Raw genomic sequence first — 13,736 nt, 5'->3', positions numbered from 1 at the left:
CGGGCTGCTTGCCCGGCGCGGCGGGCAAGAGGATGTAAATCCAGGTAAAGATTAAAGGCCGAGCGCCTGCTTCTGCAGGGCGATCAAGTCGGCGATGCCGCCCTGCGCCAGGTCCAGCAGGCGGTTCATGCCGGCGCGGTCAAACGCGGCGCCTTCGGCCGTGCCCTGCACTTCGATGAAGTGGCCCGCTTCCGTCATCACCACGTTCATGTCCGTGTCGCAGCCCGAATCTTCCACATAGTCCAGGTCCAGCACCGGCATGCCCTGGTAGACGCCCACCGAGATGGCGGCGACAAAGCTTTTGACGGGAATGGCGGCAATCGCGCCGCGCGCCTGCAGCTGGGAGAACGCGTCATACGCGGCCACCATGGCACCCGTGATCGAGGCCGTGCGCGTGCCGCCATCGGCCTGGATGACATCGCAATCGAGGTGCAGCGTGCGTTCACCGAAGGCTTGCAAATCAAAGGCGGCGCGCAGCGAGCGGCCGATCAGGCGCTGGATTTCCTGCGTGCGGCCAGACTGCTTGCCGCGTGCCGCTTCGCGGTCCATGCGCGTGTGCGTCGAGCGTGGCAGCATGCCGTACTCGGCCGTCAACCAGCCCTGGCCCTTGCCTTTCAGGAAACCTGGCACCTTGTCTTCGATGCTGGCGGTACAGATGACCTTGGTGTCGCCGCACTCGATCAGCACCGAGCCTTCGGCATGCTTGGTGTACTGGCGGGTGATGCGGATGGCGCGCAGCGCGTCGACGGCGCGGCCGCTCGGGCGGGATTCAAATGTCATGGGATATCCTGTGTGATTGGGGTTGCGGCAGCGATTTTACCACCGCGCGCCCGTCTATTTGCAGTCATGCAACAGCGCAAGACGCAATGGCAGGCGGCGCGCACATGATCCCTACAATCCTGCCCCGCCAAACACAATTTTCTTTACAATGCCGTAAAACGCACACTATTCAGCAATTTTCAGGCCACCGTGCTCTTCGGTCCTGTTTTGCGGCGCGGGCGGTATTGCCTGCGCTGGCTGATTAAGTGTATAAGTGACTATATACAAGATCAAATCGGGGAATCCTTTGAGCATTTCAAGCATGACAGGCTACGCGGTTGCCACCAGCGAAGGTGCTGCAGGCACACTGACAATTGAAATCAAGAGCGTCAACTCGCGCTTTCTCGACCTGCAATTCCGGATCAACGACGATCTGCGGGCCCTGGAGCCAGACTTGCGCGCCGCCGTCATGTCCGCCATCACGCGCGGCAAAGTCGAGGTACGCCTGAGCTTTGGCCGCAAGGCCGCCACAAACGGCACGCAGGCGCTGAACCTGCCCCTGCTTGCCGAACTGGCGCGCCTGCAAAACGAAGTGGGCCAGCATTTTGTCTCCGCCCCCGTCATGACGGTGGCCGAACTGTTGCGCTGGCCTGGCATCATCGAAGAAGCGCAAGTGGGGCAAGAATCCTTGCAGGCGGACGTGGGCGCGTTGACCAAGCGCACCGTGGCCGCCTTCGTCGACAGCCGCAAGCGCGAAGGCGCGGCGCTCGAAGCGGTGCTGGTGTCGCGCATCGAGGCAATGGAAGCCATCGTCAAGCGCATCACGCCCTTGATTCCGCAAGTGGTGGCGGCCTTCCAGCAAAAAGCCATCGAACGCATGCAGGATGCGCTGGGTCTGGCCAGCCAGGGCTCGAATTCGGCCCTGTCGCGCCAGGACGCCATGGAGCGCATCCGCCAGGAAGTCATTTTGTACGGTATCCGCATCGACGTCTCGGAAGAACTGGCGCGCCTGTCAGCCCACCTGGGCGAAACGCGCCACATCCTTACCAAGGGCGGGCAAGTGGGCAAGCGCCTCGACTTCATGATGCAGGAACTGAACCGCGAAGCCAACACGCTGGGCGCCAAGGCGTCCGTCAAGGAACTGGCCGACGCCTCGATGGATTTGAAGCTGCTGATCGAGCAAATGCGCGAACAGGTGCAGAACCTGGAGTAAGCCGTCAGCCACGCCAGGCGCCGGCCATGCCGGCCTCTTTGGGACTGGCTCACAGCCTTGCCTCTTGGTAAAATACCGGATTGGGCGCCGCCTGTGCGAGCATCGGCGCCAACAACACGATTATTGAAAGATCCGCATGAGCCACCCTACCGCCTTCTCCGGCAGCCTGTTCGTGGTCGCCGCGCCATCGGGCGCCGGCAAATCGACACTGGTCAATGCATTGCTGGCGCAAGAGCCCGGCATCAAATTATCGATCTCGACCACCACGCGCGCGCCCCGTCCGGGCGAGCAGCATGGCCGCGAGTATTACTTCACGACGGCGGAAGACTTTGTCGCGCGCGCCGACCAGGGCGAATTCCTGGAATGGGCGGAAGTGCATGGCAATTACTACGGCACCTCGCGCATCATGGTAGAACAGCAGATGCTCGCCGGCACCGATATCCTGCTGGAAATCGACTGGCAAGGCGCGCGCCAGGTGCGCAAGCAATTCCCCCGCGCAGCCGGCATTTTCATCCTGCCGCCATCGATCGATGCGCTGGAAGAACGCCTGAACAAGCGCGGCCAGGACGAGCAGCACGTGATCACGCGCCGCCTGCTGGCGGCCGGCGGCGAAATCGCACACGCTCCCGAGTTCGAGTATGTTATTATCAATGAAGAGTTTACGGTCGCTTTGTCCGAACTGAGCGCGATCGTGAGAGCGGCCCGTTGCCGGTTTGCGCAACAAGCGGCCCGCAACGCATCGCTATTCGCCCAGTTGGGCCTGCACGCAGAGTAATTCGTCTGCACGCCAGTTCACACAGCGCCCCGCACCACGCATAAAATTTAGGAGTTACTATGGCCCGTATCACAATCGAAGATTGCCTGAAGCAGATCCCTAACCGTTTCCAGCTGACCCTGGCTGCGACTTATCGCGCACGTCAGTTGTTGCAAGGCCACACCCCAAAGGTGGAAGCCAAGGACAAGCCTACCGTTGTCGCACTGCGTGAAATCGCTGCCGGCAAAGTCGGCATCGAGATGCTGAAAAAGGTCCCGATGTAAGTGGGAACCCGCGTGCCGGAACAGTGCTGACCCCTGGTTCTACCGTATCCTTTATTCACACTGTGAAGCATCGCGACGTTTTATGAGTCTGACCCCAGCCGACACGACTTCCGCAGCACTGCCGCCCCTGGCCTCGCGCCAGGCGGCAAAATCGCAGGGCGCTTCCGCGTCCGGCGTCGGCACGTCCACCGGGAATGCCTCCACCTCACCGCCAGCACCCGCCTTGGGCGTGGCCTCCGTCAGTCACCTGGCCGACAAGCTGGCCGAATACCTGTCTCCCGCCGACCTGAAAAAAGTCAAGGAAGCCTACCGCTTCTCCGACGAAATGCACCTGGGCCAGATGCGCCGCTCGGGCGAGCCGTATATCTCGCATCCGATCGCCGTCGCCGAAATCTGCGCCGACTGGAAACTCGACGCGCAAGCCATCATGGCAGCCCTGCTGCATGACGTCATGGAAGACCAGGACGTCAAGAAGGATGAATTGATCGAGCGCTTCGGCGCACCCGTGGCGCACCTGGTCGACGGCCTGTCAAAGCTGGAAAAGATCGAATTCCAGAGCCAGATCGAAGCGCAGGCGGAAAACTTCCGCAAAATGCTGCTGGCCATGGCGTCCGACGTGCGCGTGATCCTGATCAAGCTGGCCGACCGCCTGCACAATATGCGCACCCTGGACTTCATGACGGCGGCAAAAAAGCGCCGCATCGCCAGCGAGACCATGGAAGTGTACGTGCCGATCGCGCACCGTCTCGGCCTGAACAATATTTACCATGAGCTGCAGGATCTGTCGTTCTCGCACCTGTATCCGATGCGCTACCGCACCCTGGCGAAAGCCGTCAAGGCGGCGCGCGGCAACCGGCGCGAAGTGGTCAACAAGATCATGGAAGCGGTGAAAAGCACCCTGTCCATGGCCGAACTCGAGGCCGACGTCACGGGCCGCGAAAAGACCCTGTACGACATCTATAAAAAGATGCGCAGCAAGCATTTGTCGTTTTCGCAAGTGCTGGACGTGTACGGCTTCCGCGTGGTGGTGGGCAGTTTTGCCGACTGTTACGTGACTCTGGGCACCCTGCACAGCCTGTACAAGCCCATGCCGGGCAAGTTCAAGGATTACATCGCGATCCGCAAGCTGAACGGCTACCAGTCGCTGCACACGACCGTCATTGGCCCCTACGGCACGCCCGTCGAATTCCAGATCCGCACGCAGGAAATGCACCGCACGGCCGAATCCGGCGTGGCGGCGCATTGGCTGTACAAGAGCGGCGAATCGAACCCGTCCGACTTGCAGCAACGCACGCATGCGTGGCTGCAATCCTTGCTCGACATCCAGCAGCAGACGGGCGACTCGGCCGAATTCCTCGAACACGTCAAGGTCGACCTGTTCCCCGATTCCGTCTACGTGTTTACGCCGAAGTCGAAGATCATCGCCCTGCCGCGCGGCGCCACGGCCATCGACTTCGCCTACTCGATCCATACGGGCATCGGCGACCAGACCGTGGCCGTCAAGATCAACAACGAAACCTCGCCCTTGCGCACCGAGCTGCACAATGGCGACATCGTGGAAATCATCACCGATTCCTCGTCGCGCCCCAGCCCGACGTGGCTGTCGTTCGTGCGCACAGGCAAGGCCCGTTCGGCCATCCGCCACCATTTGCGCACGATCAACCTGCCCGAATCGATCGCCCTGGGCCAGCAATTGCTGTCGCAGGCGCTGCACACCCTGAACATCGACGCCGACCTGCCGGCGCCGCTGGTAGAACGCCTGCTCAACGAATCGAGCGCCAATTCCATGGACGAGCTGTACGCGGACATCGGCATCGGCAAGCGCATGGCCACCCTGGTGGCGCGCCACATTTTTGGTTTGATCGGCGGCGAAGCGGCCAGCATGCCCGTGGAACACAATAGCGGCAGCGAACTCGACCCTGTCACCATTTGTGGCACCGAAGGCGTCTCCGTGCAGCTGGCGCCATGCTGTTTGCCGATTCCCGGCGACCAGATCATCGGCCAGTTGCGCCGCGACCAGGGCTTGCTGGTGCACACCAGCGACTGCTCGCAAGCCAAGCGCCAGCGCGCCAAGGAACCGGACCGCTGGATCGCCGTACGCTGGGGAACCGAACTGAACCGCCGCTTCGACTGCCGCATCAAGGTGCTGATCAACAGCGAACGGGGCATTCTGGCCCGCGTGGCCGCCGAGATCGGCGAGTCCGACGCCAACATCATCTATGTGGGCATGGACGAAGACAAGGACAACGTCCTCGACCAGTTGCGCTTCACCGTGCAGGTGAAAGACCGCGTCCACCTGGCCGCCCTGCTGCGCAATGTGCGCCGGGTCGCCGGGGTCAACCGCATCCTGCGTGAGCGTAACTAGCTCTGGGGTCAGACCCAAAACGAAGACTGGGGTCGGACCCTCAGGGTCCGACCCCGGCCCTCACGCTTTGCGGGTTTGCAATTCCCTCACAAATTCGGCACTTCCAACGACCGCATTTCCACGGCTGGCGACACGCAATGCCTGGCGCGCCGCTTCTTCATCAACATGAAATAAAGCAGCATAGGCTTGCTGCCGCTCACCCTTGTTTTTGCCCATGCTTAAATAAAGTGGATGTGGGTGTATCAGGGCATCCTCGCGCCCCTCTGCATTACAACGATAACTGGACCATCGGTAATGTCCCGGATAGCACACCATGCCGGCACGCACGGGATTGAGTTCAATGTAACGCTGGCATATCAGCAAGTAGCTCACATCCTGCACCACACAGGACTTGTAGCGCCCGTCCCACAGCGGTCCGCTACGATGGCGGCGCCAGTTGATGTAATGCGCATGCTCCTGCCCCACCGCCTTCATCATGCGCGATACAGCCAGAACACTATCTGCGGACAGCAGCAAATGCACATGATTCGTCATCAAGACATAGGCATGCAGCAAGCAGCCCTGGGTATTGGAGTGCCGCTGCAATTGTTGTGAATACCAAAGGAAATCGGCGGGCTCAAAAAAACATGCTTGCCTGTCCGCCCCACGCTGCACCACATGCAAGGGCATGCCAGGCATAAACAAACGCTGGACGCGGGCCATGGTCGCACTCCCGTAAAGGAAACTCCCAGCGTGACACGATTACTAAGACTAACCCTGCGTCAACGCAAACTACGCCTCCCCCGGCGCCGGATACGTCACTTCCAGCAACTCCAGTTCCTGCTCGCCCAGCGGCGTGTTGAGGGTGATCAGATCGCCTTCGCGCGCCTTGGTGATGGTGCGGGCCATGGGCGAGACCCAGCTGATCTTGCCGTTCAGGGGGTCGAACTCATCGATGCCGACGATGGTGATGGTGTGCGTTTCGCCGTCGCTGGTGCGGTAGGTCACCGTGGCGCCGAAAAACACCTGGTCGTTGCCATGGTGCACGCTAGGGTCGACGATGGCGGCCAGGTCCATGCGTTTCGTCAGGAAGCGGATGCGGCGGTCAATTTCGCGCAGGCGCCGCTTGCCGTAGATATAGTCGCCATTTTCCGAACGGTCGCCATTCGACGCCGCCCAATGGACGATGCGCACGACTTCAGGACGCTCGACGTCGATCAGCTGCAGCAGCTCTTCCTTGATGCGCTGGTAGCCGGCCGGCGTGATGTAATTCTTGGCGCCGGCGGGAATGGCCAGCGCCAGCGCGGCCGCTTCTTCATCGTCGTCGTTGTCGGATTCTTTTACAAAGGCTTTATTCATCTGCCTATTGTAGCCCCGCCAGGGAGCCGCAGGCACACGGGATGCGGGGGCAAACGGGCTTTTTTGACGTATCATCGTGGCAATCGCGGCAAATCTGCGCCGCACACGGAGACGGATGAAAAAATTCTACAGAGTCAGGCGCTGGCTGTTTGCGCCGCTGGTCTACCTGGCCGCCATCTTCCTGCTGATCGAGGAGTGGCTGTGGGCGACCGGGACGCGCCTGATGCAGGTGATCGCGCAATTTCCGCCCCTGCATGCACTGGAAGCGTGGATCAAGCGCCTGCCGCCGTACTGGGCGCTGGCCATCTTCGTGCTGCCGGCCGTGCTGCTGTTCCCCGTCAAGCTGCTGGCCCTGCTGGCGATCGCGCGCGGCCATGCATTTTCCGGCATCGGCGTGATCGTCATCGCCAAGCTGGGCGGCGCGGCCGCCGTGGCCCGCCTGTACAGCCTGACGCGCCCTACCCTATTGAGTTTGCCGTGGTTTGCGCGCTGGCACGGCCGGTTCATGACAACCAAGGACCGCTGGATCGCCCGCCTGCGCGCCACGCGCCCCTGGCGCCGTGTCAGCCGCCTGTCGGCCGCGCTGGGCCGCGCCCGCCGCGCCTGGTGGCAGCGCTTGCGCAAGGGCACGCCAGGGCGCCATCATTCCCGCCCTGCCAGGGTGCTGCGCCGCTTCGCCGCCTTCTGGCGCGCCCGCCGCTGATGAAGAAAGGCCACTCCATGCACCACACTCCCCGGCTGGCGCCCGCCATGCGCGCGGCGGCGCCGGAAATCTATCTGTTTGACGCTGCCAGCTTGCAATTGCTGGACGCCAACGATGCCGCCTGCGACAACTTGCAGTATGCACGCAAGCAATTGCTGGCGATGACGCCCTTCACGCTGGCGCCGCAGCTTGACGCGCAGCACCTGGCCGCCGTGCTGGCCACCCTGGACGACAGCATCGGCGCGCAAGCCCGGCTGCACGTGCAGCAGCGCCGCCGCGATGGCAGCCTGTATTCGCTCAGCCTGCACCTGTCGCGCGCCAGCCGCCAGGGGCGCGCCCTGCTGCTGGCCGAGGGCGAAGACTTGCGCACGCCGCAGGCGACGGCGGCCGCCCTGGCGCAGGTGCAGTCGCGCTTCAACGCCATCGTCTCGAATACGCCGGGCCTGGTGTACCAGTTCTGCCTGCATGCGGATGGGCGCGCCGCCTTTCCCTACCTGAGCGATGGCTGCCAGGCCCTGCTGGGCCTGGGGCCGGCGCAACTGCACGCGCGCCCGGAACTGTTTTATGAGTTGATCCTGGCCGATGACCGCGCCTCGTATCTGGAATCGATGCAGGCCTCAAAAAACGCCTTGTGGAGCTGGAACTGGGAAGGCCGCATCTGGATCGATGCCTGGAAAGACGTCAAATGGATCAACCTGCGCTCCACGCCGCGCGCGCTGGCCGACGGCACGGTGCAGTGGGAAGGCATCATGACGAATATCACGGAAAGCCGGCTGGAACAGATCGAAGTGCGCCAGTCGCGCGCCCGCCTGGCCGAGCTGACGGCACATATCGACAAGGTCAAGGAACACGAACGCACGCGCCTGGCGCGCGAACTGCACGATGATCTGGGCGGCAATTTGACGGCGATCAAGATGGCGCTGGCCATGCTGACGCGCCGCTTGCCGCCGGACGACCCGTTGCTGCAGGAAAAGGCCGACTATGTCGATGCCCTGGTCGACCGCAGCATCGATGCCGTGCACCGCATTTCGCTGGACTTGCGCCCCTCCATGCTGGACCTGGGCCTGGTTGCCGCGCTGGACTGGCAAGTCAAGGAATTCGCGCGCCAGGCCGGCATCGAATGCCAGTTCATGTCAAACCGCCAGCATATCGAACTGGAGCTGGACCAGGCAACCAGCCTGTTCCGCATCGCCCAGGAGGCGCTGACGAATATCGCCAAGCATGCGCATGCGAGCAAGGTCAGCGTGCGCCTGGCCCGCCAGCGCCAGCATATCAGCCTGTCGATCGCCGACAATGGCGTCGGCATGCGCCTGTCCGACCGCGCCAAGCCGCAATCGTTCGGCATCCGCGGCATGGCCGAACGCGCCAGCGCGCTGGGCGGCACCCTGAGCCTGATGGATGGGCCGGATGGCGGCACCATCCTGAGCATAAAAATCCGGCTGAGCACAGCGCGAGAGGCGATAATAGCGGCTGCAGCCAGTACGCCCGCGCACAGCGGGCCGCCGCCAGACGCGGCCGAGCAGGTGAATTAGATAGGAAACAACGCAGTCATGAAAGAAAAAGCCACCATCCGGGTATTCATCGCCGACGATCATGCGATCGTGCGCGAGGGCTTGAAGCAAATCCTTGCCGATACGAAGGACATCATCGTGGCCGGCGAGGCCGAGAATGGCCACGACGCCATCAAACTGTTTCGCGGCTCGAAATGCCAGGTGTTGCTGCTCGACATCTCCCTGCCCGACCGCAGCGGCATCGAGGTGCTCAAGCAGATCAAGAAGGAAAAGCCGGAACTGGCCGTACTGATGCTCTCCATGCACCGCGAGGACCAGTACGCCATCCGCTCGCTCAAGGCGGGCGCGGCCGGCTACCTGACGAAACAGAGCGCGCCGCGCGAGCTGGTCACGGCCATCCGCCAGGTGGCGCAGGGATTAAAATACATCAGCGCCTCGCTGGCGCAGGAACTGGCCAACACGGTGGGCGAAGACCACGAAACGGCCTTGCACGACACCTTGTCGGACCGCGAATACCAGACCCTGGTCATGATCGCCTCGGGCAAGGCGGTGGGCGCCATCGCCGAAGAACTGAAATTGTCCGTGAAAACCGTCAGCGAGTACCGCGCCCGTTTGCTGGTCAAGATGAAACTCAAGAATAGCGCCGAACTGACGCATTACGCCATCCGCAACCAGCTGGTCGACTGACGGCAAAGCGGCATGCCCGCTGGCATCGGGCGAATTGACAGGACTTCTCCTTGCTTCTCGCACAATAAGTTCTTTGCCAACTCGCATATCATGAGGATAATGAGAAATATCTGAAAAGGCTGTGCCTACATGTCCAGTAAATTGCCATCTTCACCAGCAGGCGCTCCCGCTGGCGCCACGAGTACCGCCGCCGCTGCGGCGATGAACCCGGCCGACATCGCCCGCGAAGCGTTTCGCCGCCTGGCGACGCGCCGCATCGCCCCGACGCCGAGCGCCTACCGCGATATCTACAATGAAATCGCCGGCATCAGCGAACCGGCGGACAGCCCTGCCGCGCCGGCAGCCGTGCTGGCCGCCAGCGCACCCACAGAGAGTGGCGCGGAAAACGTCCTGACGCAGTTTGCCGCCAAGATGAGCGAATCAGCGGGCGAACTGGGCGACTTTGGCCGGCGTTTCCAGCGCGCCCTGAAAGCGCGCGACTGGGACAGCTATGCGCGCACCCTGGCGCAACTGGCGGAAAAACAGGTCAAGAAAGGCGGCGGCATCGAATTGCCGCCCCTGCCGGACGGTGAACAGACGCGCACCCTGCGTGAATTGCTCAGCCGTACCCTGGGCTTTGCCGTCGCCACCTTGCTGACTGGCACGCCAGCGTTGGTGGAAGAAGCCGAATCGCTGGGCGCGGCCATCAAACTGGCCCATACGGAAGAAGCGCTGAACGAAGCGGCGCTGCGCCTGAAACAGCTGTGCTACCAGATCGAATTGAAAAGCGGCGACACGGCCGAGCAGCAGGAACTGCTGCTGCGCCTGTTCAAGTTGCTGCTGGACAACGTCAGCCAGTTGCTCGACGACGACAGCTGGCTGCGCGGCCAGGTCGATGCCGTGCAAAACCTGATCGCCGGCCCGCTCGACCAGCGCGCGCTGGAAGACGCCACACGCAGCTTGAAGGAAGTCATCTACAAACAAGGCCAGCTCAAGCATAGCTTGTCCGACGTCAAGCTGACGGTCAAAAACATGATGATGACCTTCATCGACCGACTGGGCCAAGTGGCGGCCAGCACGGGCGACTTCCATGAAAAGATCGGCGGCTATTCGGAAAAGATCAGCCAGGCAGAAAATATCAGCGAACTGAACAGCGTTCTCGACGAAGTCTTGCGCGAAACGCGCATGGTGCAGAACGAAGCCTTGCGCGCGCGCGACAAAATGGTGCTGGCGCGCCAGGAAGTGCAGGATGCGGAACAACGCATCCACACCCTGGAAGCGAAGCTCCAGCATATGAGCGAACTGGTGCGGGAAGACCAGCTGACGGGCAGCCTGAACCGGCGTGGCCTGGATGACGTGTTCGAACGCGAAACGGCCCGCTCCGACCGCCGCGGCACGCCGCTGTGCATCGCCATGCTGGATCTGGACGATTTCAAGCGCCTGAACGACACCTACGGCCACCTGGCCGGCGATGCCGCCTTGAAACACCTGGTGAAGATCGTCAAGGAAACCCTGCGCTCGATGGACGTCATCGCCCGTTTCGGCGGCGAGGAATTCCTCATCCTGCTGCCAGAAACCACGGTCGATGCGGCCGCCTCGACGATGACGCGGCTGCAGCGCGAGCTGACCCGGCATTTCTTCCTGCACGACAACGAAAAAGTCTTGATCACCTTTTCCGCCGGTGTGGCCCTGCGCCTGCCCAACGAAGACCAGGCCGAGCTGGTCAAGCGCGCCGACCGCGCCATGTACCAGGCCAAGCAAACGGGCAAGAACCGCGTGGTGGTGGCGGACTGAGCCCTGCCCGCTGCACGACATGCCGTCCCGCCACCCGGCCGGACGGCACCTTCATGGCAAAAACAATAACAAGCAGTACTCCTCCAGCATCCGCGCGATATAAAAATAAAACTATTTTTACCCTCAAGTTTCTCTAAAACATGCCGTTTAGCGCGCGGCCAGTCGCAAACTGAAGGGCTGAAAATTAAAATTTAAAGCGCTTCTCGCCATCAATTTTCCTGCAGAGCAACCGTTACCCTAAACAACAGCGGCTTGATTGTCCCGGAACAGCGGGGCAGGCCAAAGTGACTAGCACATAGCGCAATGTAGTACCCGTTTGGAGAATTATCATGGCTGCAGTAATTAACACCAACATCGCTTCCCTGAACTCGCAACGCAACCTGTCGACCTCGCAATCGTCTTTGAGCACCTCGCTGCAACGCCTGTCCTCCGGTATGCGTATCAACAGCGCCAAAGACGATGCCGCCGGTCTGGCGATTTCCGACCGCATGACGTCGCAAATTAACGGCATGACGCAAGCGACCCGCAATGCCAATGACGGCGTGTCGCTGGCGCAAACGGCCGAAGGCGCACTGTCGAGCTCGGGCGACATCCTGCAACGCATCCGCCAATTGGCCGTGCAATCGTCGAACGCCACCAACTCGGCCAGCGACCGCCAGGCGCTGCAAACCGAAGTCGGCCAGCTGAACTCGGAACTGAACCGTATCGCCACCACCACCTCGTTCAACGGCCAGGCTTTGCTGGACGGCACGATGGGTACGGCCAACTTCCAGGTCGGTGCCGATTCCAACCAATTGATTTCGGCCAATGGCGCCAACTTCCTGACTAGCACCTACGGCAATAACCGCGTGGAAAACAGTGCAGTCGCCGTCGGCACCACCTCGAAAACCACGAATGGCGCGATCACGATCAACGGTAAACTGGGCACGGCCAGTCACACGCCCGCCGCCGCAGGTGATTCCGCCAAATCGATCGCTGCCGCCCTGAACGCCAAAACCGCCTCGACGGGCGTAACGGCAACGGCCAAGACGGAAGTCAACGTCGGCATGGATGCCGGTTCGTACTCCTTCGCATTAGTCGGCGACAATACCGGCGCCGGTGCTGCGGCAACCGTCTCGTTCTCAGTAACAGGTTCGGCCAACCAATCCGCTGACTTTGCCGCTGGCATCAACGCGATTAATGCTCAAACGGCGAAAACTGGCATCAGCGCCAGCTACGACTCGACGAATAAGGGTATCAAGCTGAGTAATACCAACGGTGCCGACATCAAACTGACCAACGGCACCACCGCTGCGCCGCGTCTGGACGTGGCCAGCTATACGCTGGCCGGCGGCCTGACGACGGCATCCGACACCAAAGCAGCAAATATCGTTGCAGTGGGCAACGGCACCGTGACATTCGACTCCGACAGCAGCTTCTCCGTTACCGATGCTGGTTCCGGCCTGGGTCTGGGCGCGGCAGCAGCGGCAACTACGAACGTTGGTTCGACGCTGAAATCGGTTGCCTCGCTCGACGTCACCACGTTCGACGGCGCCCAGCTGGCACTGAAGATCACGGATGCAGCCTTGTCCACGGTCAACAGCCAACGCGCACAGTACGGTGCTTTGCAATCGCGCTTCTCCTCGGCGATCGCCAACCTGCAATCGACGACGGAAAACTTGTCCGCCTCACGCAGCCGCATCGTCGATACCGACTATGCTGCAGAAACGGCCAGCCTGACCCGTGGCCAGATCCTGCAACAAGCTGGTACCGCCATGCTGGCGCAAGCGAACTCGCTGCCAAACGGCGTGCTGAGCCTGCTGCGCGGCTAATCTTCGATTAGCAACGTCACATCGCTGGACTCAGGTTCCCCTGCCGGATTTCTTCGGCAGGGGAATTTTCACTAGGGGAGCAACATGACTATCGACACCATCGCTGCCGCCTCCGCAGCGCGCATCGACAAGAACTATCCATCCACAGAACCGGCCACCGCGCGCGCGCAGGCGGCACGCAACGCGAACACCGGCATCGACGCGATGGCCAACAAAACCAAGGAACCGAGCCGCGAAGAGCTGGACCAGGCCGTTTCGGAACTGAACCAGTCGCCACAGGTCAAAACCCAGGGCTTGCAGTTTTCCATCGACGAAGACAGCCAGCGTACCGTGGTCAAAGTGATCGACCAGGCAACGCAGGAAGTCCTGCGCCAGATTCCCACCCGGGAAGCGCTGGAAATCGCCAAATCATTTGCCTCGGCAAAAGGCCAGCTGATCAGCCAGAGCGCCTGAATCCATGCCGACAACGAGCGCGGGGCCAATGCAGTATCGCAACATAGCAAGGGAAGCGCGCGCCAGGGCCAGCCAGATAACTTCC

At 61.8% G+C, this 13,736-nt stretch carries 13 protein-coding genes; 10 read left to right on the top strand and 3 right to left on the bottom strand.

Annotation, left to right across the window (positions count from 1 at the left end; all coding sequences use genetic code 11):
- Positions 1–51 precede the first annotated feature (51 nt).
- On the bottom strand, positions 52–780 hold the full coding sequence (gene rph, locus ACQ4WS_RS17480) for a ribonuclease PH (RefSeq protein WP_086140126.1): 729 nt from the start codon (positions 778–780) through the stop codon (positions 52–54).
- Positions 781–1,081: 301 nt separating this feature from the next.
- Between rph and ACQ4WS_RS17475 the strand changes: the two genes are divergently transcribed.
- From ACQ4WS_RS17475 to ACQ4WS_RS17460, 4 genes are all read left to right on the top strand, one after another.
- Positions 1,082–1,972 (top strand): YicC/YloC family endoribonuclease, encoded by an 891-nt coding sequence (locus ACQ4WS_RS17475; protein ID WP_436478266.1) that lies wholly within the window; start codon positions 1,082–1,084, stop codon positions 1,970–1,972.
- Between the two features lie 136 nt (positions 1,973–2,108).
- Positions 2,109–2,747, top strand: a complete 639-nt coding sequence (gene gmk, locus ACQ4WS_RS17470; protein ID WP_099762610.1) for a guanylate kinase — start codon at positions 2,109–2,111, stop codon at positions 2,745–2,747.
- 59 nt (positions 2,748–2,806) lie between these two features.
- Entirely contained in the window at positions 2,807–3,010 is a 204-nt protein-coding gene (rpoZ, locus tag ACQ4WS_RS17465) for a DNA-directed RNA polymerase subunit omega (RefSeq protein ID WP_010400723.1), read from the top strand.
- Positions 3,011–3,092: 82 nt separating this feature from the next.
- On the top strand, positions 3,093–5,375 hold the full coding sequence (locus ACQ4WS_RS17460) for a RelA/SpoT family protein (protein WP_436478263.1): 2,283 nt from the start codon (positions 3,093–3,095) through the stop codon (positions 5,373–5,375).
- Between the two features lie 60 nt (positions 5,376–5,435).
- Here the strand turns inward: ACQ4WS_RS17460 and ACQ4WS_RS17455 are convergent, their stop codons facing one another.
- Both ACQ4WS_RS17455 and greB read right to left on the bottom strand, forming a co-directional pair.
- Positions 5,436–6,077, bottom strand: a complete 642-nt coding sequence (locus ACQ4WS_RS17455; protein WP_436478260.1) for a transposase — start codon at positions 6,075–6,077, stop codon at positions 5,436–5,438.
- A 69-nt stretch (positions 6,078–6,146) separates the two neighbouring features.
- Complete coding sequence (greB, locus tag ACQ4WS_RS17450; RefSeq protein ID WP_436478258.1) at positions 6,147–6,713, bottom strand: transcription elongation factor GreB; 567 nt, start codon at positions 6,711–6,713, stop codon at positions 6,147–6,149.
- A gap of 115 nt (positions 6,714–6,828) precedes the next feature.
- On the opposite strand from greB, the gene ACQ4WS_RS17445 reads away from it, so the two are divergent.
- The 6 genes from ACQ4WS_RS17445 to ACQ4WS_RS17420 all read left to right on the top strand — a co-directional run bounded on the left by ACQ4WS_RS17445 (position 6,829) and on the right by ACQ4WS_RS17420 (position 13,651).
- Positions 6,829–7,416 carry a hypothetical protein gene (locus tag ACQ4WS_RS17445; protein ID WP_436478256.1) on the top strand — a complete coding sequence of 196 codons (588 nt, stop codon included), beginning with the start codon at positions 6,829–6,831 and terminating at the stop codon, positions 7,414–7,416.
- 17 nt (positions 7,417–7,433) lie between these two features.
- Positions 7,434–8,948 carry a sensor histidine kinase gene (locus ACQ4WS_RS17440; protein ID WP_436478254.1) on the top strand — a complete coding sequence of 505 codons (1,515 nt, stop codon included), beginning with the start codon at positions 7,434–7,436 and terminating at the stop codon, positions 8,946–8,948.
- An 18-nt stretch (positions 8,949–8,966) separates the two neighbouring features.
- Positions 8,967–9,614: a response regulator gene (locus ACQ4WS_RS17435; RefSeq protein WP_034753998.1), complete on the top strand. Its 648-nt coding sequence runs from the start codon at positions 8,967–8,969 to the stop codon at positions 9,612–9,614.
- Between the two features lie 201 nt (positions 9,615–9,815).
- Positions 9,816–11,387, top strand: a complete 1,572-nt coding sequence (locus tag ACQ4WS_RS17430) for a GGDEF domain-containing protein (RefSeq protein WP_436478345.1) — start codon at positions 9,816–9,818, stop codon at positions 11,385–11,387.
- Between the two features lie 329 nt (positions 11,388–11,716).
- On the top strand, positions 11,717–13,198 hold the full coding sequence (locus tag ACQ4WS_RS17425) for a flagellin N-terminal helical domain-containing protein (protein WP_436478252.1): 1,482 nt from the start codon (positions 11,717–11,719) through the stop codon (positions 13,196–13,198).
- 84 nt (positions 13,199–13,282) lie between these two features.
- Positions 13,283–13,651 carry a flagellar protein FlaG gene (locus tag ACQ4WS_RS17420; protein ID WP_436478250.1) on the top strand — a complete coding sequence of 123 codons (369 nt, stop codon included), beginning with the start codon at positions 13,283–13,285 and terminating at the stop codon, positions 13,649–13,651.
- Positions 13,652–13,736 lie beyond the last annotated feature (85 nt).

This window comes from Janthinobacterium leeuwenhoeki (genome assembly GCF_051380795.1).
In the GTDB taxonomy this organism is placed as follows: Bacteria; Pseudomonadota; Gammaproteobacteria; order Burkholderiales; family Burkholderiaceae_D; genus Janthinobacterium.
Note: the sequence above shows the minus strand (reverse complement) of the source record. Positions and strands in the feature narration are given on the sequence as shown.